The 23,790-nt window shown below is 60.9% G+C and carries 18 protein-coding genes; 10 read left to right on the top strand and 8 right to left on the bottom strand.

Annotated elements, in window-relative coordinates; translation table 11 throughout:
- Positions 1-157: 157 nt before the first annotated feature.
- Both pap and LOY52_RS19005 read left to right on the top strand, forming a co-directional pair.
- On the top strand, positions 158-1,672 hold the full coding sequence (gene pap, locus LOY52_RS19010) for a polyphosphate:AMP phosphotransferase (RefSeq protein ID WP_258675599.1): 1,515 nt from the start codon (positions 158-160) through the stop codon (positions 1,670-1,672).
- Between the two features lie 103 nt (positions 1,673-1,775).
- A complete protein-coding gene (locus LOY52_RS19005) occupies positions 1,776-2,960 on the top strand; it encodes a thiolase family protein (RefSeq protein WP_258675598.1) in 1,185 nt (394 codons plus the stop codon).
- Between the two features lie 132 nt (positions 2,961-3,092).
- Here the strand turns inward: LOY52_RS19005 and LOY52_RS19000 are convergent, their stop codons facing one another.
- A complete protein-coding gene (locus LOY52_RS19000; RefSeq protein ID WP_258675597.1) occupies positions 3,093-3,281 on the bottom strand; it encodes a DUF6316 family protein in 189 nt (62 codons plus the stop codon).
- Between the two features lie 209 nt (positions 3,282-3,490).
- Between LOY52_RS19000 and LOY52_RS18995 the strand changes: the two genes are divergently transcribed.
- Positions 3,491-4,450, top strand: a complete 960-nt coding sequence (locus LOY52_RS18995; protein WP_258675596.1) for a DMT family transporter — start codon at positions 3,491-3,493, stop codon at positions 4,448-4,450.
- Between the two features lie 123 nt (positions 4,451-4,573).
- On the opposite strand, the gene LOY52_RS18990 is transcribed toward LOY52_RS18995, so the two are convergent.
- Positions 4,574-5,968 (bottom strand): class II fumarate hydratase, encoded by a 1,395-nt coding sequence (locus LOY52_RS18990; RefSeq protein ID WP_139054911.1) that lies wholly within the window; start codon positions 5,966-5,968, stop codon positions 4,574-4,576.
- A gap of 193 nt (positions 5,969-6,161) precedes the next feature.
- Between LOY52_RS18990 and LOY52_RS18985 the strand changes: the two genes are divergently transcribed.
- The 5 genes from LOY52_RS18985 (at position 6,162) to LOY52_RS18965 (ending at position 10,551) form a co-directional block, all read left to right on the top strand.
- A complete protein-coding gene (locus LOY52_RS18985) occupies positions 6,162-6,680 on the top strand; it encodes a DUF2059 domain-containing protein (RefSeq protein WP_003226938.1) in 519 nt (172 codons plus the stop codon).
- A gap of 12 nt (positions 6,681-6,692) precedes the next feature.
- Positions 6,693-6,992: a BolA family transcriptional regulator gene (locus LOY52_RS18980; RefSeq protein WP_007963599.1), complete on the top strand. Its 300-nt coding sequence runs from the start codon at positions 6,693-6,695 to the stop codon at positions 6,990-6,992.
- 169 nt (positions 6,993-7,161) lie between these two features.
- A complete protein-coding gene (locus tag LOY52_RS18975) occupies positions 7,162-8,103 on the top strand; it encodes a rhodanese-related sulfurtransferase (protein WP_027612407.1) in 942 nt (313 codons plus the stop codon).
- Between the two features lie 35 nt (positions 8,104-8,138).
- Positions 8,139-8,741 (top strand): DsbA family protein, encoded by a 603-nt coding sequence (locus LOY52_RS18970; protein WP_258679919.1) that lies wholly within the window; start codon positions 8,139-8,141, stop codon positions 8,739-8,741.
- Positions 8,734-10,551, top strand: coding sequence for an ABC transporter ATP-binding protein (locus LOY52_RS18965; RefSeq protein ID WP_258675595.1), 1,818 nt, complete (start codon positions 8,734-8,736; stop codon positions 10,549-10,551). The genes LOY52_RS18970 and LOY52_RS18965 overlap by 8 nt, the downstream gene beginning before the upstream one ends.
- Here the strand turns inward: LOY52_RS18965 and LOY52_RS18960 are convergent, their stop codons facing one another.
- Positions 10,552-15,168 (bottom strand): deaminase domain-containing protein, encoded by a 4,617-nt coding sequence (locus LOY52_RS18960; RefSeq protein ID WP_258675594.1) that lies wholly within the window; start codon positions 15,166-15,168, stop codon positions 10,552-10,554. It lies immediately after the preceding gene.
- A gap of 173 nt (positions 15,169-15,341) precedes the next feature.
- On the opposite strand from LOY52_RS18960, the gene LOY52_RS18955 reads away from it, so the two are divergent.
- Positions 15,342-17,801 (top strand): EAL domain-containing protein, encoded by a 2,460-nt coding sequence (locus LOY52_RS18955; protein ID WP_258679915.1) that lies wholly within the window; start codon positions 15,342-15,344, stop codon positions 17,799-17,801.
- 79 nt (positions 17,802-17,880) lie between these two features.
- Positions 17,881-18,642 (top strand): TenA family transcriptional regulator, encoded by a 762-nt coding sequence (locus LOY52_RS18950; RefSeq protein WP_408980407.1) that lies wholly within the window; start codon positions 17,881-17,883, stop codon positions 18,640-18,642.
- 139 nt (positions 18,643-18,781) lie between these two features.
- Here the strand turns inward: LOY52_RS18950 and LOY52_RS18945 are convergent, their stop codons facing one another.
- The 5 genes from LOY52_RS18945 to LOY52_RS18925 form a co-directional block, all read right to left on the bottom strand.
- Positions 18,782-19,708, bottom strand: coding sequence for a GGDEF domain-containing protein (locus tag LOY52_RS18945; RefSeq protein WP_027612413.1), 927 nt, complete (start codon positions 19,706-19,708; stop codon positions 18,782-18,784).
- A gap of 362 nt (positions 19,709-20,070) precedes the next feature.
- Positions 20,071-20,811 (bottom strand): YciK family oxidoreductase, encoded by a 741-nt coding sequence (locus LOY52_RS18940; RefSeq protein ID WP_258675592.1) that lies wholly within the window; start codon positions 20,809-20,811, stop codon positions 20,071-20,073.
- 180 nt (positions 20,812-20,991) lie between these two features.
- Positions 20,992-21,663 carry an N-acetylmuramic acid 6-phosphate phosphatase MupP gene (gene mupP / locus LOY52_RS18935; protein WP_108592505.1) on the bottom strand — a complete coding sequence of 224 codons (672 nt, stop codon included), beginning with the start codon at positions 21,661-21,663 and terminating at the stop codon, positions 20,992-20,994.
- Between the two features lie 4 nt (positions 21,664-21,667).
- Entirely contained in the window at positions 21,668-22,366 is a 699-nt protein-coding gene (ubiG, locus tag LOY52_RS18930) for a bifunctional 2-polyprenyl-6-hydroxyphenol methylase/3-demethylubiquinol 3-O-methyltransferase UbiG (RefSeq protein ID WP_047598712.1), read from the bottom strand.
- 58 nt (positions 22,367-22,424) lie between these two features.
- Positions 22,425-23,759 carry a TRZ/ATZ family hydrolase gene (locus LOY52_RS18925; RefSeq protein ID WP_258675591.1) on the bottom strand — a complete coding sequence of 445 codons (1,335 nt, stop codon included), beginning with the start codon at positions 23,757-23,759 and terminating at the stop codon, positions 22,425-22,427.
- Positions 23,760-23,790 lie beyond the last annotated feature (31 nt).

Here is a 23,790-nt window from a genome sequence, read left to right as displayed (position 1 = left end):
ACCGGGGTGAAAGGTTTTCGGGTTGCTGCGCAACCCAGCGGGAGCAAGCTCCCTCGCCACAGGGGTTCGTTCCTTCAGCTTGTTGTGGTGGGGAATTTCTACCCTGCATCTGTGCCCAATCCGCTAGTCTTGCTGAATCCTGGAAGGAGCCGTCCCCATGTTTGAATCCGCCGAAATCGGCCATGCCATCGACAAAGAGACTTACGACGCAGCGGTGCCTGCACTGCGTGAAGCACTGCTGGAAGCACAGTTCGAGTTGCAGCAGCAGAAGCGTTTTCCGGTGATCATTTTGATCAACGGTATCGAAGGCGCGGGCAAGGGCGAGACCGTCAAGTTGCTCAACGAGTGGATGGACCCGCGCCTGATCGAGGTGCGTACTTTCGATCAGCAGACCGATGAAGAGCTGGCGCGGCCACCGGCGTGGCGTTACTGGCGGATGCTCCCGGCCAAGGGGCGGATGGGCGTGTTCTTCGGCAACTGGTACAGCCAGATGCTTCAGGGCCGGGTTCACGGTCTGTTCAAGGATCCGCGTCTGGATCAGGCGATCAACGCCGCCGAGCGTCTGGAAAAAATGCTCTGCGATGAAGGCGCGCTGATCTTCAAGTTCTGGTTCCACCTGTCCAAGAAGCAGATGAAAGCGCGGCTCAAGGCGCTGGCCGACGACCCGCTGCACAGCTGGCGCATCAGCCCGCTGGACTGGCAGCAATCGCAGACCTACGACAAGTTCGTCCAATACGGCGAGCGCGTGCTGCGCCGCACCAGTCGCGACTATGCGCCGTGGCACATCATCGAAGGCATGGACGCCAACTACCGCAGCCTCGCGGTTGGCAAGATTCTGCTGGAGGGCCTGCAGAATGCGCTCAAGCGCCCAGAGGTGCATACCGAAGAGGTCAACGCCGCCCCGTTGGGCACGGCGGTCGATCAACTCAACCTGCTCGACAGCCTCGACCTGAACCAGCGACTGGAAAAGAAAGACTACGAAGAGCAACTGATCACCGAGCAGGCGCGGCTGTCCGGGCTGATGCGTGACAAGCGCATGCGCCGCCATGCATTGGTGGCGGTGTTCGAAGGCAACGATGCGGCGGGCAAGGGCGGGGCGATTCGTCGGGTCGCGGCGGCGCTCGATCCGCGTCAGTACAGCATCGTGCCGATTGCCGCGCCCACTGAAGAGGAGCGCGCGCAGCCGTATCTGTGGCGCTTCTGGCGGCATTTGCCGGCGCGGGGCAAGTTCACCGTGTTCGACCGCTCCTGGTATGGCCGGGTACTGGTGGAGCGGGTCGAGGGCTTTTGCAGCCCGGCCGACTGGTTGCGCGCCTACAGCGAGATCAATGACTTCGAAGAGCAGATCGCCGACGCCGGGGTCATCGTCGTCAAGTTCTGGCTGGCGATCGATAAGGACACGCAGATGGAGCGCTTCCAGGCCCGCGAGCAGATTCCGTTCAAGCGCTTCAAGATTACCGAGGACGACTGGCGCAACCGCGACAAGTGGGACGCCTACCGGGCTGCCGTGGGCGACATGGTTGACCGCACCAGCACCGAGATTTCGCCGTGGACGCTGGTCGAGGCCAATGATAAGCGCTGGGCCCGGGTCAAGGTGCTGCGCACGATCAACCGTGCCCTCGAAGAGGCGTTCGCGAAGTCCGACAAACGCGCAAAAAAACACAAGGACTGAGCCGATGGACCCGCATACGCGGGGTGAATGATTGTCGCGGTCGGCGGCGGGCTGGACTTATGCTCGGTTCACTCTCCTCCGACAACAACAATTGAGGTATGCCATGCGTGAAGTGGTGATCGTCGACAGCGTGCGGACCGGCCTGGCCAAATCCTTTCGCGGCAAGTTCAACCAGACCCGCCCCGACGACATGGCGGCCCATTGCGTCAACGCGCTGCTGTCGCGCAATGACATCGACCCGGCCAGCGTCGAGGACTGCATTGTCGGCGCCGGCTCCAACGAGGGCGCGCAGGGTTACAACATCGGTCGCAATGTGGCGGTGCTGTCGCGTCTGGGCACCGGTGTGGCCGGCATGACCCTCAACCGTTTCTGCTCGTCGGGGTTGCAGGCGATTGCGATTGCCGCCAACCAGATCGCCTCTGGTTGCAGCGACATCATTGTTGCCGGCGGCGTCGAGTCGATCAGCCTGACCCTGAAAAGCGTCAACACCGACCACCTGATCAACCCGTTGCTCAAGCAGCAGGTGCCGGGCATCTACTACACCATGGGCCAGACCGCCGAAGTGGTCGCGCGCCGTTACGACGTCAGCCGCGAGGCCCAGGATCGTTACGCGCTGCAAAGCCAGCTGCGCACTGCCCAGGCGCAGGCGGCCGGGCTGTTCAATGATGAAATTGTACCGATGGCGGTCAAGTACCGGGTCGAGGACAAGAACAGTGGCGAAGTGCAGATCCTCGACGGCATTGTCGATCACGACGACTGCAATCGCCCGGACACCACCTACGAAAGTCTCGCCGGGCTGAAACCGGTGTTTGCCGAGGACGGTTCGGTGACGGCCGGCAACTCGTCGCAGCTGTCGGACGGTGCCTCGATGACGCTGGTGATGAGCCTGGAAAAAGCCCTGCAACTGGGGCTCAAGCCCAAAGCGTTTTTCCGTGGCTTCACCGTCGCCGGGTGCGAGCCGGACGAAATGGGCATCGGCCCGGTGTTCTCGGTACCGAAACTGCTCAAGGCCAAGGGCTTGCAGGTGGCGGACATCGATCTGTGGGAGCTCAACGAGGCGTTTGCTTCGCAGTGCCTGTATGCCCGTGATCGGCTTGAGATCGATAACGACAAGTACAACGTCAATGGCGGCTCGATTTCCATCGGCCACCCGTTCGGCATGACCGGGTCGCGGCAGGTCGGGCATCTGGTGCGTGAGTTGCAGCGGCGTAATCTGCGTTACGGCATCGTGACCATGTGCGTGGGGGGCGGGATGGGGGCGACGGGGTTGTTTGAAGCGGTGCGCTGACGGGCCAACACAATCCTTGTGGCGAGGGAGCTTGCTCCCGCTGGGCTGCGGAGCAGGCCTGAAATGTCCCGGTAAAGCCTGAAACTAGGGCCGCTGCGCGCCCCAGCGGGAGCAAGCTCCCTCGCCACAGGTTTACGCAGTCTGCGCCTGCATCCGCGCGATATACGCCTGAATTTCCTGCTCTGCCTTCACTGGGGAATCGAACGGCCCCTCAAGGGTGTTCTCCCGCGTGCTGAAAAACAGTTCGCCATTGACCCGGCACAAACGGTCGCTGCGAAAGTGCGTGGCGGGGGCGCTGTCATCGGCGCGCATTCCGTACATGATCGGGCTCCTTGAGTGATCCGTTGCAGGGATCCAATCAGCTTATGCCTGAAGCACTTGGCGCGCCTCGCCAGCCGATCAACGGCAAAGCGTCAAATTAATACTGCGACCTGCACAGTTTCATTCGCGGCCTGGCCCGAACTGTCCCTGTGTTGCGTCTGCGGGCGCGCCTAGAATGATCGCTCTTGTCAGCAGGCATTGGGGTTCGCATGCACATTTCATCCGGTCGCTGGGTTTACGGTCTGTTCCTGGCGCTGCTGACGGCGTTTTTGTGGGGCATCCTGCCAATCAAGCTCAAACAGGTATTGCAGGTGATGGACCCGATCACCGTGACCTGGTTCCGCCTGTTGGTCTCCGGCGGCTGCCTGTTCATCTACCTGGCGGCCACCCGACGGTTGCCGAGCCGCAAGGTGCTCGGCCCCCGGGGCGGCTGGCTGGTGCTGATGGCGGTGCTCGGGCTGGTGGGCAACTACGTGCTGTATCTGATGGGCCTCAACCTGCTCAGCCCCGGCACCGCGCAACTGGTGGTGCAGATGGGGCCGATCATGTTGCTGATCGCCAGCCTGTTTGTGTTCAAGGAGCGCTTCAGCATCGGTCAGGGCATTGGCCTGGCGGTGCTGCTGATCGGCTTTGTGCTGTTCTTCAATCAGCGTCTGGCTGAACTGCTCACTTCATTGTCGGACTACACCGCCGGCGTGTTGCTGGTGCTGTTGGCCTCGACGGTCTGGACCTTCTATGCGTTGGGTCAGAAGCAGTTGCTCACGGTGTGGAATTCGCTGCAGGTGATGATGGTGATCTACCTGTTCTGCGCGCTGCTGTTGACGCCGTGGGTGCATCCACTCAAAGCGCTGGAGTTAAGCCCGTTGCAGGGCTGGCTGCTGCTGGCGTGCTGTATGAACACGCTGATTGCCTATGGTGCCTTTGCCGAGGCGCTGGCGCACTGGGAGGCATCGCGGGTCAGTGCGACGCTGGCGATCACGCCATTGGTGACCTTTGGCGCGGTGGCGATTGCCGCCGGGGTGTGGCCGGAGTATGTGCATGCCGAGCAGATCAATGGTCTGGGTTATGGCGGGGCGGTGCTGGTGGTGCTGGGGTCGGCGCTGGTGGCGTTGGGGCCGTCGCTGATTGCCGGGTTGAAGGCGCGGCGGATGCGCATTGCAGCCAGTTAGACCGCGCTGCTCCCATTCGCGAGCAGGCTCGCTCCCAAATTAGAACGCTTTTCCAACATGGGAATGCGGTCCACTGTGGGAGCGAGCCTGCTCGCGAAGACGGACTTTCAGGCGCTACAAATCTCAGCCCTTGGCGCCAGCCTCGATCATGTTCTCCGGCCGCACCCAGGCATCGAACTCTTCATCGGTCAGATAGCCCAGCTGCAGCGCCGCCTCACGCAAGGTCAGGCCTTCGCCGTAAGCCTTTTTGGCGATTTCCGCCGACTTGTCGTAACCGATGTGCGGGTTCAGCGCGGTCACCAGCATCAAGCCACGCTCCAGGTGCTGGGCCATGACCTGCGCATCCGGCTCAAGCCCTGCGATGCAATGCTGCTGGAAGTTGCTGCAACCGTCGGCGAGCAGGCGAATCGATTGCAGCACATTGTGGATGATCACCGGTTTGTACACGTTCAGTTGCAGGTGACCCTGACTCGCCGCAATGCCGATGGTGACATCGTTGCCCAACACCTGGCAGGCGAGCATCGACAGCGCTTCGCACTGAGTCGGGTTGACCTTGCCGGGCATGATCGAACTGCCCGGTTCATTGGCCGGCAATTTGACTTCGGCAAAGCCTGCGCGAGGGCCGGAGCCGAGCAGGCGCAGGTCGTTGGCGATTTTCATCAGCGCCACGGCGAGGGTCTTGAGGGCGCCGGACAGACTGGTCAGCGGCTCGTGCCCGGCCAGCGCGGCAAACTTGTTCGGCGCAGTGACGAACGGCAGACCGGACAGCGCGGCGAGTTCCGCGGCAATCGCTTCGCCAAAGCCGTGCGGCGAATTCAGACCGGTGCCGACGGCAGTGCCGCCCTGCGCCAGTTCACACACCGCCGGCAGCGCGGCGCGAATCGCCCGTTCGGCGTAATCCAGCTGCGCTATAAACCCCGATAGCTCCTGACCGAAGGTGATCGGCGTCGCGTCCATCATGTGCGTGCGGCCGGTCTTCACCAGTTTCATGTGCCGTGCGGCCAACTCGGCCAGACCGCCGGACAGCTCGGCAATCGCCGGCAGCAATTGTTCCTGCACGGCTTTGGCAGTGGCGATGCTCATGGCGGTCGGGAAGCAATCGTTGGAGCTTTGCGAGCGGTTGACGTGATCGTTGGGGTGCACCGGCGTCTTGCCGCCGCGCGGGTTGCCGGCCAGTTCGTTGGCGCGACCGGCGATCACTTCGTTGACGTTCATGTTGCTCTGGGTGCCGCTGCCGGTCTGCCAGACCACCAGCGGAAACTGGTCGTCGTGCTGGCCGTCGAGGACTTCGTCGGCGGCTTGTTCGATCAGGCGGGCGATGTCGGCGGGCAGATCGCCGTTGCGGTCGTTGACCCGGGCGGCGGCTTTCTTGATCAGGGCCAGGGCGTGCAGTACCGGCAGCGGCATGCGTTCCTGACCAATGGCGAAGTTGATCAGCGAGCGTTGCGTCTGAGCACCCCAGTAAGCGTCGTCCGGGACTTCGATCTGGCCCAGGCTGTCGGTTTCGATACGGCTCATCGTGCACACTCCTGTTGGTTCGTTTGCGCAGTTTAGGCCCGGTCAGGCCCAGGTGGTTCCCTCGAACCGATTGTTGACCGGTAAAACCCCGCCAATCAAGCACGGCAAGGCTCGGGGGTTGAGCCACGAGGTTTTTTAGGCGCAGAATGGTCGCCCTTGGGGTTTGACCTCGCCTAGCTGAAAAGGAAACTCGATGACTCGTCTTCGTGCCATCTGCACCGCGGTTGCACTGGTTTGCGCCAGCGGCCAGGTGCTTGCCGATACCGCCAGCCACAACGCCAGTGCTGAAGCTTTCCTGACCCTGGCGCACGCTGACAAGCTGGGCACTCCGGTGTACATGCAAGTGCAGCAAATGTTCGCTCAGCGTTTTGAGCAGACCAAAGCTCCGGAATCCAAGAAAGCCGTACTGGAAACCTACCAGGCCAAGGCCAACGCCGCCCTGGACCAGGCCATCGGCTGGAACAAGCTCAAGCCTGACATGGTCAAGCTCTACACCAGCAACTTCAGCGAATCGGAGCTGAAAGACCTGGTCGCGTTCTACCAGTCGCCACTGGGCAAGAAAGTCCTGGAAAAAATGCCGCAGCTGACTCAGCAATCGGCCCAGATGACCCAGGCCAAGCTGGAAAGCGCCGTGCCTGTCGTCAACAAGCTGCTCGACGACATGACCAACGAGCTGGCACCGAAAGGCGCTGCGCCGGCCAAGAAGAAGTAAGCGGAGTTCGTGATGAGCATGCAACAACGCATCGAATCGACGCTGGGCCTGCTGCAGCCTGAGCATCTGCAAGTGCTGGACGAAAGCCACATGCACAGTCGCGGGTTACAGACGCACTTCAAGGCGGTGGTGGTCAGCGCGCAGTTCGAAGGCCTGAACCGGGTCAAGCGCCACCAGAAAGTCTACGGCACGCTTGGCGAGCTGATGGGCGAGTTCCATGCGTTGGCGCTGCACACCTACACCCCGCAGGAATGGGCCGAAGTCGGCGCCGCCCCGGCGTCGCCGACCTGTGCCGGCGGTAGCAAACATTAAGATCAAAAGATCGCAGCCTGCGGCAGCTCCTGCATTGGATTGAGTTCCCTGTAGGAGCTGCCGCAGGCTGCGATCTTTTTTGCTAGAATCCGCAACGCGCCGCTTACCCGGCGCGTTTTTTTTGAATCCGGTTCACCCTTTGCGAGGGTAGCCACCTGGAGAAATACCCATGACACAACCGATTGTCGTGGCGGCACTGTATAAGTTCGTCACCCTCGAAGATTACGTTGACCTGCGCGAGCCCCTGCTGCAAGCGATGGTCGACAATGGCATCAAAGGCACCCTGCTGATCGCCGAAGAAGGCATCAACGGCACCGTGTCCGGCAGCCGCGAAGGCATCGACGGCCTGCTCGCCTGGCTGAAGAACGACCCGCGCATGATCGACATCGACCACAAAGAGTCGTACTGCGACGAGCAGCCGTTCTACCGCACCAAGGTCAAGCTGAAGAAAGAGATCGTAACCCTCGGCGTCGAAGGCGTGGACCCGAACAAAAAGGTCGGCACCTACGTCGAACCGCAGGACTGGAATGCGCTGATCAGCGACCCGGAAGTGCTGCTGATCGACACCCGCAACGACTACGAAGTGGCGATCGGCACCTTCGAAGGCGCCATCGATCCGAAAACCACCAGTTTTCGCGAGTTCCCCGACTACATCAAAGAACACTTCGACCCGGCCGTGCACAAGAAGGTCGCGATGTTCTGCACTGGCGGCATTCGCTGCGAGAAAGCCTCCAGCTACATGCTGGGCGAGGGTTTCGAAGAGGTTTACCACCTCAAAGGCGGCATCCTGAAGTACCTTGAAGAAGTGCCGCAGGAAGAAACCAAGTGGCAGGGTGACTGCTTCGTGTTCGACAACCGCGTGACCGTGCGTCACGACCTCAGCGAAGGCGACTACGATCAATGTCATGCCTGCCGCACACCGGTCAGTGTTGAAGATCGTGCCTCCGAGCACTACGTGGCCGGCATCAGCTGCCCGCATTGCTGGGACAAGCTGAGCGAGAAAACCCGCCGCAGCGCCATCGATCGGCAGAAGCAGATCGAACTGGCCAAGGCGCGCAACATGCCGCACCCGATCGGCTACAACTATAAACAAGCATCCACCGAGGCCTGATCATGACTGCGCGCCTGCTCTATGTGATGGATCCGATGTGTTCCTGGTGTTGGGGGTTCGCTCCGGTCGCCAAGGCATTGGTCGAGCAGGCGCAGGCAGCCGGGGTGGAGCTGCATCTGGTGGTCGGCGGCTTGCGCACCGGCAGCGGTGCGGCGCTGGAACCGACCACGCGGCGCTACATTCTTGAGCACTGGCAGGCGGTCACCGAGGCTACCGGTCAGCCGTTCAAGTTCGACGGCGCGCTACCCGATGGTTTCGTCTACGACACCGAACCGGCCTGTCGGGCAATCGTCACCGCGCGCAGCCTGGCGCCGGATTGCGCGTGGACGCTAGTCGGCCTGATCCAGCAGGCGTTTTATGCTGAAGGTCGCGATGTCACTCAGGCCAGTGTGCTGGTGGAACTGGCTGAAAAGGCTGGCGTGCCGCGCATCGAATTTGCTGCCTTGTTCGATCATGCCGACCAACACAAAGCGACTCAGGCTGATTTCACCTGGGTGCAGGATCTGGGCATCGCCGGGTTCCCGACCCTGCTCGCCGAACGCAATGGCCAACTGGCCTTGCTGACCAACGGCTATCAACCGCTCAGTGAGCTGTCGCCGTTGCTCGGCCGCTGGCTGGAGCGCGCCACCTGTGCCTGACCTGGCCGATGACACGCCAGCCGTAAAGCGTGTCGACCGGCTGAGCTGGGCAGAAGTCCGGCGCTTGGCACTGCATCACAAAAAATCCCTGTGGATCGCCAACGGCGTGGCCGTGCTGGCGACGTTGTGCAGCGTGCCGATTCCGTTGCTGTTGCCATTGCTGGTGGACGAAGTCCTGCTCGGGCATGGCGACGCCGCGCTGAAAGTCATGAACCACGTGCTGCCGTCGATGTGGCAGCAAGCGGCGGGCTATATCGGCCTGATGCTGGTGGTCACCCTGACCCTGCGTTGCAGCGCCTTGTGTTTTGGCGTGTTGCAGGCGCGGCTGTTTGCCCGGCTGGCGAAAGACATCGTCTACCGCATCCGTGTGCGGCTGATCGAGCGCCTGAAAAGGATTTCCCTCGGCGAATACGAAAGCCTCGGCAGCGGCACCGTGACCACGCATCTGGTCACCGATCTGGACACCCTCGACAAGTTTGTCGGCGAAACCCTCAGCCGGTTTCTGGTGGCGATGCTGACCCTGGTCGGCACCGCGAGCATCCTGATGTGGATGCACTGGAAGCTGGCGCTGCTGATCCTGCTGTTCAATCCGCTGGTGATCTACGCCACGGTGCAGTTGGGCAAGCGGGTCAAGCACCTGAAGAAACTGGAGAACGACAGCACCTCGCGTTTCACTCAAGCCTTGAGCGAAACCCTCGATGCGATCCAGGAAGTGCGCGCCGGCAACCGTCAGGGCTTCTTCCTCGGGCGACTCGGCTTGCGCGCGCAGGAAGTGCGTAACTATGCGGTCAACTCGCAGTGGAAGACCGATGCGTCGAACCGCGCCAGTGGTCTGCTGTTCCAGTTCGGCATCGACATTTTCCGCGCGGCGGCGATGCTCACCGTGCTGTTCTCCGACCTGTCGATCGGCCAGATGCTCGCGGTGTTCAGCTACCTGTGGTTCATGATTGGCCCGGTCGAACAACTGCTCAATCTGCAATACGCCTACTACGCGGCGGGCGGCGCGCTGGCGCGGATCAACGAACTGCTGGCGCGGGCCGACGAGCCGCAATACCCCGGTGGCGTCGATCCGTTCAAGGGTCGGGAAACCGTGGGTCTCGAGGTGCAGGGACTGAGCTTCGGTTACGGCGATGAGCTGGTGGTGGATCAGATGAACCTGTCCATCGCCCCCGGTGAGAAAGTCGCGATTGTCGGCGCCAGCGGCGGCGGCAAAAGCACTTTGGTGCAACTGTTGTTAGGGCTGTACACGCCGTTGTCCGGGACTATCCGTTTCGGCGGTTCGACCCAACAGGAAATCGGCCTGGAGCTGATTCGTGAAAACGTCGCGGTGGTGCTGCAGCATCCGGCGCTGTTCAACGACACGGTACGGGCCAACCTGACCATGGGCCGCACCCGCAGTGACGAAGCCTGCTGGCAGGCGTTGGAAATCGCCCAGTTGGAGACTACCATCCGGGCGTTGCCGGACGGTCTCGACAGCATCGTCGGACGTTCCGGTGTGCGCCTGTCCGGCGGTCAGCGCCAGCGTCTGGCGATTGCGCGGATGATCCTCGCCGAGCCGAAAGTGGTGATTCTCGACGAAGCCACTTCGGCCCTTGATGCAGCCACCGAATACAACCTGCATCAGGCCATGGCGCGTTTTCTCAGCGGCCGCACCACGCTGATCATTGCCCATCGCCTGTCGGCGGTGAAGCAGGCGGATCGGGTGCTGGTGTTCGATGGCGGGCAGGTGGCCGAGGACGGCGACCACCAGCAACTGATCGCCGATGGCGGCCTCTACGCCAAGCTCTACGGCCACCTGCAGCGCCTGTAATCAGCCCCACAGCACCTGCAACGCCGCTTCACTGCCGTCATGGGCGAACTGCTTCATCACCACCGAACAGGATTCGCACGGGCGCATGGTCGTGGCGATGTCCACCGCGCGGATCTCGTTCGGATCGGGGTATTTCTCGCGCACCACGCTGATCAGTTTGCTTTCGCTGTCCAGCGAGGTCGGCCGGCTGGTCTGCGTCGGCTGATAGGTTTTCAAGTCCTTGATGGTCAGCGGCACGGCAACCAATTGTCCTTGCTCGGTAACCTCCAGCGAGGTGCGTGGGAAGGCCGGGTTGTAATCGATGTTGATGTAGGTGGTGTCGCCGATCCGCACGTGATTGGCACCCATGTGGCGAAACAACGGCAGGCGCTGGGTGCTGCCTTGCGCGCCGGAGACACTGACGTAGATCTCCCGTTTGCCGCTGAGCGTGGTCACTTCGGCATAGGCGATGTTACGTGCGTTGACCGGCCGCTCATGCACGGGCGACAGGTTGTGCAGTTTCTGCATGGCTCTGTCGATGCGCAGGGCCGCGTTGGTGTTGGCCGGGTTGATCGTCGGTGATAGAAACAGCGTGTCGAAAATCTCTGCGGTTTTCTGCCGAAAGGCTTCCGGCGCTTTGTCGCTGCGCGCCCAGGTGGCGGCGCCTTTGTCCCGGCGGGTGATGATCATCCGCGTCGAGTGATCGAACATCAGTGCTTCGCCCGGACTGGTGTCGACCTTCAGCCAGTTCATCCTGGCTGGGGGATTGGCGGTGCTGCCGATGGGGATCGCGATCTGCTCCATGGTGTGCATCGCGCGCTGCACTGATTCCAGGCCATGGAGGCGCACCATGTTGTTGGCATGCAGCGAGCCGGTGTAGACGGTCAGCAGTTCCGCTCCAAGGGTGTTGCCGGCCAGTTCATTTGGCATCAGGCGCCTGAAGGTCAATTGATCGGGCGCTTTTTGACCCTTGGCGATGCTGGCCAGGTAGTACTCCTGGCTGTTGATTCGGAAAAAAACGTAGGAGGCCGAGTCATCGATGGCCGGCATCAGCACGGCGCCGACCTGATGTGAATCGTTGATCCCGTCATAGCTGCCGCCGGTTTTTATCCGCGCATAAATGCCTTTGCGAAACTGCAACGTGGCTTGAACCTGTTGTCTTGGGACCAGCCTGCCCTGATTGAAGCCCAGCCGACGCAAATCGCCAGTGAACAGCCTCGGGCGGTTATCGATGATTTGATAAAGCTTGTCATCGACCGCCAGGAACGTTCCGTCTTGCCGGGGCAGGGTGGCCGGCTCCGAAACCCGCTCGCCGAACCACGGTGCGTAACCCTTTTCCTTGTCGATCGTGCCGAGGGCGGGGGTCGGAGCGGGTTCGGCGGTGATGTAGCTGACGCGGCAGTCGCCCGCGCCCGGTGCGCGGCGTATCCGGCACGGCAGCAGCGTCCAGTGCTGACTGTCATCGAGCAGATCGACCCGGCGCAGTTGATCACCGTCGAGTCGATAAGGCACATCATCGATCAATACCGTGGTGCGTCCGCCAGCCTCGGGGACAAGCTCGATGCGGGTGTTCGGCGCCAGTTCGATATCGATCTGATTGTCGGTTTTTTTCACGGCGCTGTAGTGCGAGCGCCCCAGCAGAAAGTCATGTTCGTGTGCGAGCAACTGTGGCCCGTAAGGGCGGTCGGACAGCGGATCGAGCAGGTGATGCCGCGAGCCGCCGACGTTGCGCACCGGCACATCGTCAATGCCCCTGACCACGGCCAGGTGATCGGCCGGGTTCAGCGCTTTCCAGCGCCCGGCATCCAGTGCCTGAGGCAGGCTGTGCAGAAGGTCATAGTCAGCGCTTCTGCCGGCCAGCCTTTTCAGACGCGCAACCGCGCGCTGTTCCAGATGCGCCACAGCCCGCACTGCGCCGAGCGCGCCTCGGCCACCGAGCTTGAGCAAGGCAGGTGCAGCGTCCAGCGGATTGAGGTTTCTCAAGCTCGAAACCAGCAGGTTTTTCGACAATTGCGCCATGCGTGGCAGGGCGACGCGAATCGCCATTTTCCCCGCCACAGCCGCGAGGCGAATGCTGCCGGCGACGAACTTGCCCAAGGGAATCGCGAACGAGACGATATCGAGGAGCAGGCCGAGTACGCCCAGTGCGCGTTTGCCCGGACTGTCCGATTGCAGGTCTTCGAGACTGCCCCAGAACGGAATGAAGCCCTTTAGGGCATGAATCCAGTGCTTTTTGCGGCTGTCGCGCTCGAAGCCGGTATCACCCCAGGCCTCACTGTGCAGCGCCTGCTCATCGACATAGAACAACTCGGTCGCAATGGACGAGGCGATTTTCACTGTGCGCGGTGAGGTGAAGCTCAGGTTCGGCGAACTGTCGTGATGGGTCGCCGGGATCAGCGAAGCGGCGAGGGGGTTGCCCAGCGGTTCGAGGATGGCGATGCATTTGGCGTCGGGGGCGGGTATTGAACCGTTCCAGTGGGCTTGTCGATCGAATGGCAGGCGGCGGGCGACGATGCGGGTAATGCTTTGGCCCTTGGTGCGTCCACGTTTGGGCGGTAGTGGTCGCAATAACAGACCGCCGATATGTGTGCCATCCAGATCCGGGCGTTGGCGAATGATGCCGGCGCGTGGCAGGCATTCGTAGAAGCGTGGCGGGCCCTGATATGTCGCCTGCAGCACGAAGCCCATGCGTGCCCTGTACGGCAGGATGTTTTCCAGTGTTTCCAGATGAGATTCGATGTGCCGTGTCGGATCCCTGAGGCTGTGAATCCGCACTTCGCCGTGTTCCAGTGACCGGCGGTCAGGCCACGGCAGTGTGACCAGCAGCGACTTGATCAGATATTCATAGGCTTTGCGGGTCTCGCTCAGATAGTCATCGAACTGCTGGTCGAACAAGGTCTTGATATCAGGCAAGGTGCGGTTGCTCGGAAACCGTGAAAGACGTCGGCCTGGAGGTCCAATGTCGACAAAACCGCTTTGCAGTTTGCCTGCTGCGTTGAGGCTGATCCATTCGCTGGCGCTGCGGCCATCGTTGCTGACGTACCAGCGCGTGTCGCTGCTCAGGCCACCAGAGGCATAAACCTCCAGTAGCGGCCAGGTCGGCAATGCCACATCCGGGGTAGCGATAATGCTGCGCCGGGTACGGTTGGGCGCTGAAGGATGGTGGCGTTTGAGGCGAATCGCCGTGTGATCGTACAGCTCGTTGGCCAGTGCCTTGTCCAGTTGCTGTTTTGCCAATGCGAGTCGCCGTGGCGGCTCGATGTCCAGTTGCAGGATCGCTGCGTTCATTTGCTTCTTGTGGTCTTCCAGCGCTTGCAGGGCCGGGTGATCGCCGGATGTCTCGTTCGCTGCGGCCGGCGCTCCGGTAGCCAGTGTCCAGGTCTTTGCGGCAGCCACTCGGGTCATGGCGATCAGGGTTTGCAGGTCGGTGCTGGCGTTTTCGCTTTTGTGCAACGGCAGATCGACCAGTTGCTGAAAGCTCAGATGTTCCGGCAACTGTGGATCAAGGGCATGGGCGAGGTGCACGCCATGCACGAAATTGACCCAGACCACCGAGCTGGCGTACGGCAGGTCGTCAGGAATGTCGCGCACTTGAAAATCCAGTCCGAACTGCGCCAGGCATACCCATCCCAGCATATGTTTTTCGGTGGTGGTCGAGGTTCGGTGAGAATCCTCCAGGTGCTGTAAAAAATCGCGGCGAATGCTGGCGTAGCTGACGCCGTAGTGAGCGCGTTGTTCCAGCGCAAAACCGGCCACTTCGGTCGGGCTGCCTTCGCCGGGCAGTTCGTACCACAGACACAACGCTTCGAGCAGTAAACGCAGGCCGATATCGGGGACGGTCGGTTCATCGGGCCGCGCGCCATACCATTGCAGTTTCTGCAGCAAGCGCTGGCCCAGGTCACGCGCCTTGGGCGTGTCGAGCAGGCGCTCCAGGCAAGCGGCGGGCTGCTGTTCCAGTTGCTGGCGGGTGAAGGGAGGCGTTACTTCGCTGGCCAGGCTGTCGATGGCTGACAGAGTTTTGCCGGTGAGCCAGTCGCCAATCAGGTCGTGAATCGCAGCTTTGTCATCGTCGCTCATCAGTAGCGTCAGCGCCGCATGGTGTCGCAGATTCAGTCGATGGCTGGCGCGTTGTTCTTCGACCTTGCCGATCAGGCGGGCCAGCGTCTTGGCGTCCGGTGTGTCCGGGAATGTGAACCCGGACTCACGCAGCAACTGAGATAGCGGCAGCAGCCTGTCGGAACGCAGGTGTGCGCCTATACTCAGCAACGCTCGCTGAAATTCTTGAATTGTGCTGGAGGCTCGGGTGACATCCTCGATGGTGAAGCGGGCGCAGCTGCCATCGGGACGGTTGAAGGAAAAGCTGCAGTGACCGGCTGCGGCGTCGACTTGCAGCAGTGACCCTCTGGACGTTTGCAGGTACGCCGCCAATTGTGGCTCGCGGCTGTCATCGAACAGCGCTTGCAGAAGGTTTTGCGCCTGGTCGTGCGCTGCACCCAGGCGTGAATGTGTCTGGGGCGTCAGGTAGTAGGTTTGCAGTGAGGTCGATGCGCTGAGCGCTGCGCGCAGGGCGGTGATCATTGCGCGGTATTCGCTCTGTTGGGCAGTATGGCGTTGCAGCGTGGCAGAAGGTGACTGCATGGAAAACGGCTCTGGAATGATTGAAAGCCGTCAGTGTCGAAGCATGGCGAACAGCGGGTGCGGTACATACGTATCGCCGGTTGAAAATGTCCTGGCTTGCTGGAAGGGGTCGCCCCCTGATCCGGCTCTGGCGGTCTCCCCTTGAAGATGACAGTGCGTGCGCAAAGGACCTCATGAAGCAAAAAAGGACTCTCGGAACGCCACGGTTGTTGGGCATCGTCTGGCCATTTATTGCCGTCGTGTTATTTCAGGCGTTATTGGGGGGCGTAAGTCTTTACGTCCTGTCGGCCGTTCGCGGCTATGTCGCCGGCGAGAGTCTCTGGTCCAAGGGGCAGAAGGACGCCATCTATTATCTGAACCTGTATGCCGACAGCCGCGACGAGGCGATCTTCCTCAAATACAAGGAAGCGATTGCCGTGCCTCAGGGCGGTCACCAGTTGCGCCTGGCGCTGGATCGTCAGCCGCCGGACTTGCAGGCGGCACGGGAGGGGATCCTCAAGGGCGGCAACCATCCCGATGATGTGTCGAGCCTGATCTGGCTGTACCTCAATTTCCGTCATTTCAGCTATCTGGAAACCGCGATCGACCGCTGGACCATCGGTGACGCCTATCTGGTGCAACTGGACAATGTCGCGCGCGAGATGCATCAGGGCATCAGCGAAAACATTGCGACGCCGGCTGATATCCAGCACTGGAAAGCGCAGATCTTTGCCATCAATGACGGTGTGACGCCGGCAGCCAAGGCGTTCAGCGATGCCTTGGGCGAAGGTTCACGGATGATCCTGCGCCTGCTGCTGTTCACCAACCTGGCCACGGCGCTGGGGTTGATCGTGCTGGCACTGTTGCGCACCCACAAACTGCTCAAGCAACGGCATGCCTTTGCCCAGGCGCTGCAGTTGGAGAAGGATCGGGCACACATCACCCTGCAATCGATTGGCGACGGGGTGATCACCACCGACGTCAACGGCGCGATCGATTACATGAACCCGGCGGCGGAGGCCATGACGCACTGGAAGTCCGAGCACGCGGCGGGTCTTCCCTTGGCAGCGCTGTTCAATCTGCTCGATGACAATGCGCAGACCGAGGGGCTGACGCTGATCGAGCATATTCTCAGCGGGCAACTGATCGGCGGCAGTGAGCACTCCAAACTGATTCAGCGCCTGGATGGCAGCACGGTCTCGGTGACGCTGGTGGGCGCGCCGATCCGTAATGCCGAGAAGGTTATCGGTACGGTGCTGGTGCTGCATGACATGACTCAAGAACGGCAGTACATCGCCAACTTGTCATGGCAGGCGACCCACGATGCCCTGACCGGTCTGGCCAACCGCCGCGAGTTCGAATATCGCCTGGAGCAGGCCCTGTACAATCTGACGCGCCAGCCCGGTCGGCATGCGCTGATGTTCCTCGATCTGGACCAGTTCAAACTGGTCAACGACACCTGCGGTCACGCCGCCGGCGATGAATTGCTGCGGCACATCTGCACACTGTTGCAATCGGGCTTGCGCGAGAGCGACACCCTGGCCCGGCTGGGCGGCGACGAATTCGGCATTCTGCTGGAGAACTGCGCCCCGGATGCCGCCGAAAAAATCGCCGAGAGCCTGCGCCAGACCGTGCAGAACCTGCACTTTGTGTGGAAGGGGCGGCCGTTCCTGACCACTGTGAGCATCGGCCTGGTGCACATCGCCCAGACCCCGACCACCCTCGAAGCGTCATTGCGCGCCGCCGATATGGCTTGCTACATGGCCAAGGAAAAGGGCCGCAACCGGGTCCAGGTCTACCATGCCGACGACTCCGAACTGTCACTGCGCTTCGGCGAAATGGCCTGGGTGCAGCGCCTGCACATGGCGCTGGAGGAAAACCGCTTCTGTCTCTATGCCCAGGAAATTGCTCCGCTGGGCGCTATAGCCCAAGGCGGGGGGCACATCGAAATACTCTTGCGTCTGCATGACGAAGCCGGGCGGATGATCTTGCCGGACAGCTTCATTCCGGCGGCCGAACGTTATGGACTGATGAGTCAACTGGATCGTTGGGTCGTCGAGAATGTTTTTAAAGTGATTTCCCAATGTATTGCCGAACAACATGAAGGTCCGTTGGCAATGTGTGCGATTAATCTTTCAGGCATTACTATCGGAGATGACGCGTTCTTGCACTTTCTGCGTGAACAGTTTGTTAGTTACGCAATACCACCTGAAATGATTTGTTTTGAAATTACTGAGACCAGCGCAATTGCCAATCTCGGCAGCGCAATTAGATTTATTAATGAACTCAAAGGCTTAGGTTGTTACTTCTCACTTGATGATTTTTGTGCCGGAATGTCTTCATTCGCTTATTTGAAACATTTGCCTGTAGACTTCCTGAAGATCGACGGGAGTTTCGTAAAGGATATGCTGGACGACCCGATTAACCGCGCTATGGTCGAGGTGATCAATCACATCGGGCATGTCATGGGTAAGCAGACAATTGCCGAGTTTGTTGAAACAACCCAGATCGAGCAGGCATTGCTTGAAATCGGGGTGGATTACGCTCAGGGTTATGTCATCGAACGCCCGCAGTTGTTTACCTGCGACAGTTTGCAAAGTCGGCCCGCCAGACCGCAGCCGCTGTTGTTCAAGGCGCCTGGCACGTTCCGTTGAAATCTCTTGCCGATCCTTACAATCACAAATCAAAAGGAGCCGAACAGTGATCGACACATTCAACCGAACCGGACCACTCATGGAAGCTGCAAGTTATCCTGCCTGGGCACAACAGCTCATTGCAGATTGCAGCGAGAGCAAGCGCCGGGTTGTCGAACATGAACTGTACCTGCGCATGCGCGATAACAAGCTCAGCGCCAAAACCATGCGCCAGTACTTGATCGGGGGCTGGCCAGTAGTTGAACAGTTCGCGTTGTATATGGCGCAGAACCTGACCAAAACCAAGTTTGCTCGCCATCCTGGGGAGGACATGGCGCGCCGCTGGCTGATGCGCAACATCCGCGTTGAACTCAATCATGCCGACTACTGGCTTAACTGGAGCCGCGCGCATGGCGTCAGCCTGGAGGATCTGCAGGCCCAGCAAGTACCGCCGGAACTGCATGCATTGAGTCACTGGTGCTGGCATACGAGTTCGGCGGATTCGCTGATCGTCGCCATCGCTGCGACCAACTACGCTATCGAGGGGGCGACCGGGGAGTGGTCGGCACTGGTCTGCTCCACTGGCGTGTACGCGGCAGCGTTCCCGGAAGAAGACCGCAAGCGTGCAATGAAGTGGCTGAAGATGCACGCCCAATATGATGACGCGCACCCGTGGGAAGCGCTGGAAATCATCTGCACGCTGGCGGGCATGAACCCGAGCAAGGCTCTGCAGACCGAACTGCGTCAGGCGGTGTGCAAGAGCTACGACTACATGTACCTGTTCCTTGAGCGTTGCATGCAACTGGAGAACACGGAGCGCGCGATCCACGGTCGTGAACGTCTGGCGTTGGCAGAGAGCTGATTCAAGGTCTGAGGTGTAGCAAAAAATGTGGGAGCGAGCCTGCTCGCGAGGACGGCGCTTCAGTCAGCACGGTTTTGACTGATTCACCGCTTTCGCGAGCAGGCTCGCTCCCACACTGCTGTGTGCTGTCTGAGAGTATTCAGCCAGCCATTGCCAATCGATTACGTCCTTCGCGCTTGGCCACATACAGCGCACTGTCGGCCCGGCGCAACAGGCTGTCAGCTGATTCACCCGGCAGCAGAGTCGAGCAGCCAAGGCTCACGGTCAGGTCGATCAATTTGCCGTCCGCGAAGTATTCCGCAGTCTGCGCAGCATGGCGCAGACGCTCGCCGACCATCGCTGCCGCTTCCCGGCCGGTGTTGCACAGCAAGATCAGAAACTCTTCCCCGCCATAGCGAAACACCATGTCGACGTTGCGTAGCTGGCCCTTGATTGACGCCGCCACCGCTTTGAGTACGTCATCCCCGGCGCTGTGGCCGTGGCTGTCGTTGACCCGTTTGAAGTGGTCGATGTCGAGCATCAGCACCGACAACGGTTGCAGGTGCCGGCGTGACATGTCGATCTCGCGTTGCAGGGTCTGCTCCATGGCGATCCGGTTGCCGGTTCCGGTCAACGGGTCGCGCAATGCACTTTGCGTTGCCGCACGGTAGAGCAGGGCATTGCGCATCGGGAACAACAGCGACGACAGCAGCGATTCGAGGTTGCCCTGATCCTGCTCGCTGAAGCGCTGATTGCGGCGGAAGACCAGTTCGCCCAGGTGCTCGCCTTCGTGGCTGAGGCTGTAGCTGACCGAATGGTGACCGCGGGCACCGAACTCCAGGCGCAGGTCGCTGCCCGAATGCACGTAGCTCAAGGCATCCAGCGGCACAAGGCGCTGAACCTCGCGGAAAAACAGACCAAGGATTCGTTGCGGCTCAAGACTGGTTTGCAGTTGCAGGCTCATTTGCTGACGCAATTGCGCCAGGCTGGCCGGGCGTTCCAGAAGCGGAGGCAGCTGACCAAAGCCCAGGCGTTGCAATTTGGCACTGTCAAAGTCAATTGCATTGGTCTGGGAGGGTGATTTCATATGGCGTGAGCCCCTAAGCAGTAAGTCTGTCTTACAGGCTGGGTGAGAGCGGCTATGGGCTGCGCGTCATACTGATCCATCAGTCCCGTAGGACATTTGGCGTAAGTTTAGTCTGCCTGATGACGATTAGTCAGCTATCGAAATCGGCCTTGCCCCAGTGCCTTCACACGGCATGCTTTGAGGAAAATTAGAGCGAAAGTCGTGCCATTCGGTTCAGGTTTATTAAAACCTTTATGAATCAACGGGATGGCTTTTTGCTTTGAGGGAGGGTGGCGGATATTTGACTGAAGTGTGACGGCGCAAGGTGGCAATTGTGTGCCGCGACGGTAATCCGCCACGGCAACAAAAGCGACGTATGGCAGTTATTGCGCGTTGAATGCCTGGCCATTGATGCCCGTGCTGTCCGGGCCCATCAGGTACAGGTACACCGGCATGATCTCTTCCGGAGTAGGATTGTTCAGCGGGTTTTCCCCCGGATAGGCCTGTGCTCGCATGCTGGTGCGCGTGCCGCCCGGGTTGATGCTGTTGGAGCGCACGGGTGCTACGCCATCGACTTCGTCGGCCAGCGTCTGCATCAGGCCTTCGGTAGCGAACTTCGATACGCCATAGGCGCCCCAGTAGGCCCGGCCCTTGCGCCCGACGCTGCTGGAGGTGAACACCACCGAGGCATCCTGCGACAGCTTGAGCAGCGGCAGCAGGGTGCTGGTGAGCATGAACATGGCGTTGACGTTGACCTGCATGACGCGCATGAAGTTTTCGCCCGACAGCTGCTCAATCGGCGTGCGTGGGCCGATGATCGAGGCGTTGTGCAGCAAGCCGTCGAGGTGGCCGAACTCGCTCTCGATCATCGCTGCCAGCTCATCGTATTGATGGGGCACGGCGGTCTCGAGGTTGAACGGGATCACCGCCGGTTGTGGATGCCCCGCGGCTTCGATCTCGTCGTAGACCTGAGTCAGATTGGCTTCGGTCTTGCCCAGCAGCAGCACGGTGGCGCCATGGGCGGCGTAGGTTTTCGCGGCAGCCGCACCGATGCCACGGCCGGCACCGGTGACCAGAATGACCCGATCCTTGAGCAATTCGGGACGGGCGGTGTAATCGAACATAAGAACCTCTCCATAAGGCGAATGCTGAACTTTGTGGCGAGGGAGCTTGCTCCCGCTCGGCTGCGGAGCAGTCGTGGTGCCAGCCAGTGCGGTGTGCCTGAGAAAATGCGGACTCAGGTAAAAATGGGGCCGCTGCGCGACCCAGCGGGAGCAAGCTCCCTCGCGACAGGGGGGGGCGGGTCAGCAGCTGCACAGCGCGCTGTCGAGCACCTTGCGCAACTCCAGCGGATGATCCACCACCACGTCCGCGCCCCAGTGCCGCGGGTTGTCGTCCGGGTGAATGTAGCCGTAGGTCACGGCGCAGGTCTTGGTGCCGGCATCGCGGCCCGACTCGATATCGCGCAGATCATCGCCCACAAACAAAACCGTCGACGGATCCAGATCAAGCATTTTGCACGCGAGGATCAGCGGCTCCGGATCCGGCTTGCTGTTTTTCACGTGATCCGGGCAGATCAGCAGCGCCGAGCGCTCGGCCAGCCCCAGTTGCTGCATGATCGGCTCGGCAAACCGCACCGGTTTGTTGGTGACCACGCCCCAGATCAGGTTGGCCTTTTCGATATCGGCCAGCAGCTCGCCCATGCCGTCGAACAGCTTGCTGTGTACCGCGCACCCGGCCAGATAGCGCTCGAGGAATTCCTGGCGCAGCTCCTCGAAGCCCGGCGATTCCGGGTCCATCGAGAACGTCACGGCGACCATGGCTTTGGCGCCGCCGGAGATTTCGTCGCGGATGTGCTTGTCGTTCATCGGCGGCAAGCCGCGATCCGCGCGCATCGCCTGGCAAATGGCGATGAAGTCCGGCGCGGTGTCGAGCAGGGTGCCGTCCATGTCGAAAAGGACTGCTCTGATGGCCATCGGCTTACTCCTCGCGCAGGGTCTGGATCATGTAGTTGACGTCAACGTCGTTGGCCAGCTTGTAGTGCTTGGTCAGCGGGTTGTAGGTCAGGCCGATGATGTCCTTGACGGTCAGGCCGGCGATGCGGCTCCAGGCGCCCAGCTCGGACGGGCGGATGAATTTCTTGAAGTCGTGGGTGCCGCGTGGCAACAGCTTCATGATGTATTCGGCGCCGATGATGGCGAACAGGTACGCCTTCGGGTTGCGGTTGATGGTCGAGAAGAACACCTGGCCGCCGGGCTTGACCATGCGGTAGCAGGCACGGATCACCGACGACGGGTCCGGTACGTGCTCCAGCATTTCCAGGCAGGTTACGACGTCGAACTGCTCGGGCATTTCTTCAGCCAGGGCTTCGGCGGTGATCTGCCGGTATTCGACGCTGACCCCGGACTCCAACTGATGCAATTGCGCGACCGCCAGTGGCGCTTCGCCCATGTCGATGCCCATCACTGTAGCGCCGCGTTGGGCCATGGCTTCACTGAGGATGCCGCCGCCGCAACCGACGTCGAGGACTTTCTTGCCGGCCAGATTGACTCGCTCGTCAATCCAGTTGACGCGCAGCGGGTTGATGTCGTGCAGCGGTTTGAATTCGCTTTCACGGTCCCACCAGCGATGGGCCAGAGCTTCGAATTTGGCGATTTCGGCGTGGTCGACGTTGCTCATGATCTATTCCTCGAAAAACTTGAAAAAGGCTGTAGCCGCAGAGTCTGCTCCGCGGTGTTTACGATTCGGTGTGGCCGCTGATGCGCTGGCCCCAGGCCCGGGCGGTGGCGCCCAGCTGTTGTTCGTCCAGACGGGTCAGGCGCCGGTCGTCGAGTAACTGTTTGCCGGCGACCCATAGGTGTTTCACGCAGTCGCGGCCGGTGGCATAAATAAGCTGCGACACCGGGTCATAGACCGGTTGCTGAGCCAGGCCGGACAGGTCGAAAGCGACAATGTCCGCAGCCTTGCCGATCTCCAGCGAACCGACCTGTGCCTCGATGCCCAAGGCCCGTGCGCCGTTGAGCGTGGCCATGCGCAGCGCACGATGAGCGTCCAGTGCGGTGGCCGAGCCGGCGACGGCTTTGGCCAGCAGCGCGGCAGTGCGGGTTTCGCCGAGCAGGTCGAGGTCGTTGTTGCTCGCTGCGCCATCGGTGCCGACGGCGACGTTCACGCCAGCCTGCCACAAGCGCTCCACCGGGCAGAAACCGCTGGCCAGCTTCAGGTTCGATTCCGGGCAGTGGATCACGCTGGTGTTGCTTTCTACCAGCAATGCCAGATCGTCATCGCTGATCTGGGTCATGTGCACCGCCTGGAAGCGCGGGCCGAGCAGGCCGAGGCGACCGAGCCGGGCCAATGGCCGCTCGCCGCGATGCTCCAGCGATTGCTGGACTTCGAAAGCGGTTTCGTGGACGTGCATGTGGATCGACGCGTCCAGCTCTTCGGCGATCACACGGATTTTTTCCAGGTTCTCGTCGCCCACGGTGTAGGGTGCATGTGGGCCGAAAGTGATCTTGATCCGTTCGTGATGCTTCAGATCACCGAACAGCTCGACACCCTGACGAATCGCCTCATCGGCGCTGCTGGCGCCGGGGATCGGGAAATCGAGAATCGGAATCGCGATCTGTGCGCGAATGCCGCTGTTGTGCACGCGCTCGCTGGCGACTTTCGGGAAGAAGTACATGTCCGAGAAACAGCTGATGCCGCCCTTGATCTGCTCGGCAATCGCCAAGTCAGTGCCATCACGGACGAAATCTTCATCGACCCATTTGGCTTCGGCCGGCCAGATGTGGTTTTCCAGCCAGGTCATCAGCGGCAGATCATCGGCCAGGCCACGGAACAGGGTCATCGCCGCATGCCCGTGAGCGTTGATCAGGCCCGGGCTGAGCAACATGTCCGGCAATTCACGCACTTCAGTGGCGTTACACTTCAATGCTTCGGCGCGCGGGCCGATAAACACGATGCGACCGTCGCGAATGCCCAGGCCATGCTCCTTGAGCACAACGCCTGCGGGTTCGACGGGTACCAGCCAGGTCGGCAGCAATAATAAGTCGAGCGCAATGGCAGGTTTCGGCATCGAGGGTCGGTTCCAGTGCTTTTGTAAAGGA

The sequence above is a fragment of the Pseudomonas sp. B21-051 genome, assembly GCF_024748795.1.
Lineage (GTDB): Bacteria > Pseudomonadota > Gammaproteobacteria > Pseudomonadales > Pseudomonadaceae > Aquipseudomonas > Aquipseudomonas putida_A.
The sequence above is the reverse complement of the archived record's forward strand: the minus strand, read 5'-3'. Positions and strand labels throughout refer to the sequence as shown.

Excerpts from the sequence above, each read along its gene's own strand:
- pap (WP_258675599.1), top strand. The coding sequence starts at position 158 with ATGTTTGAATCCGCCGAAATCGGCCATGCCATCGACAAAGAGACTTAC.
- LOY52_RS19005 (WP_258675598.1), top strand. The coding sequence starts at position 1,776 with ATGCGTGAAGTGGTGATCGTCGACAGCGTGCGGACCGGCCTGGCCAAA.
- LOY52_RS19000 (WP_258675597.1), bottom strand. The coding sequence starts at position 3,281 with ATGTACGGAATGCGCGCCGATGACAGCGCCCCCGCCACGCACTTTCGC.
- LOY52_RS18995 (WP_258675596.1), top strand. The coding sequence starts at position 3,491 with ATGCACATTTCATCCGGTCGCTGGGTTTACGGTCTGTTCCTGGCGCTG.
- LOY52_RS18990 (WP_139054911.1), bottom strand. The coding sequence starts at position 5,968 with ATGAGCCGTATCGAAACCGACAGCCTGGGCCAGATCGAAGTCCCGGAC.
- LOY52_RS18985 (WP_003226938.1), top strand. The coding sequence starts at position 6,162 with ATGACTCGTCTTCGTGCCATCTGCACCGCGGTTGCACTGGTTTGCGCC.
- LOY52_RS18980 (WP_007963599.1), top strand. The coding sequence starts at position 6,693 with ATGAGCATGCAACAACGCATCGAATCGACGCTGGGCCTGCTGCAGCCT.
- LOY52_RS18975 (WP_027612407.1), top strand. The coding sequence starts at position 7,162 with ATGACACAACCGATTGTCGTGGCGGCACTGTATAAGTTCGTCACCCTC.
- LOY52_RS18970 (WP_258679919.1), top strand. The coding sequence starts at position 8,139 with ATGTGTTCCTGGTGTTGGGGGTTCGCTCCGGTCGCCAAGGCATTGGTC.
- LOY52_RS18960 (WP_258675594.1), bottom strand. The coding sequence starts at position 15,168 with ATGCAGTCACCTTCTGCCACGCTGCAACGCCATACTGCCCAACAGAGC.
- LOY52_RS18955 (WP_258679915.1), top strand. The coding sequence starts at position 15,342 with ATGAAGCAAAAAAGGACTCTCGGAACGCCACGGTTGTTGGGCATCGTC.
- LOY52_RS18950 (WP_408980407.1), top strand. The coding sequence starts at position 17,881 with ATGGAAGCTGCAAGTTATCCTGCCTGGGCACAACAGCTCATTGCAGAT.
- LOY52_RS18945 (WP_027612413.1), bottom strand. The coding sequence starts at position 19,708 with ATGAAATCACCCTCCCAGACCAATGCAATTGACTTTGACAGTGCCAAA.
- LOY52_RS18940 (WP_258675592.1), bottom strand. The coding sequence starts at position 20,811 with ATGTTCGATTACACCGCCCGTCCCGAATTGCTCAAGGATCGGGTCATT.
- mupP (WP_108592505.1), bottom strand. The coding sequence starts at position 21,663 with ATGGCCATCAGAGCAGTCCTTTTCGACATGGACGGCACCCTGCTCGAC.
- ubiG (WP_047598712.1), bottom strand. The coding sequence starts at position 22,366 with ATGAGCAACGTCGACCACGCCGAAATCGCCAAATTCGAAGCTCTGGCC.
- LOY52_RS18925 (WP_258675591.1), bottom strand. The coding sequence starts at position 23,759 with ATGCCGAAACCTGCCATTGCGCTCGACTTATTATTGCTGCCGACCTGG.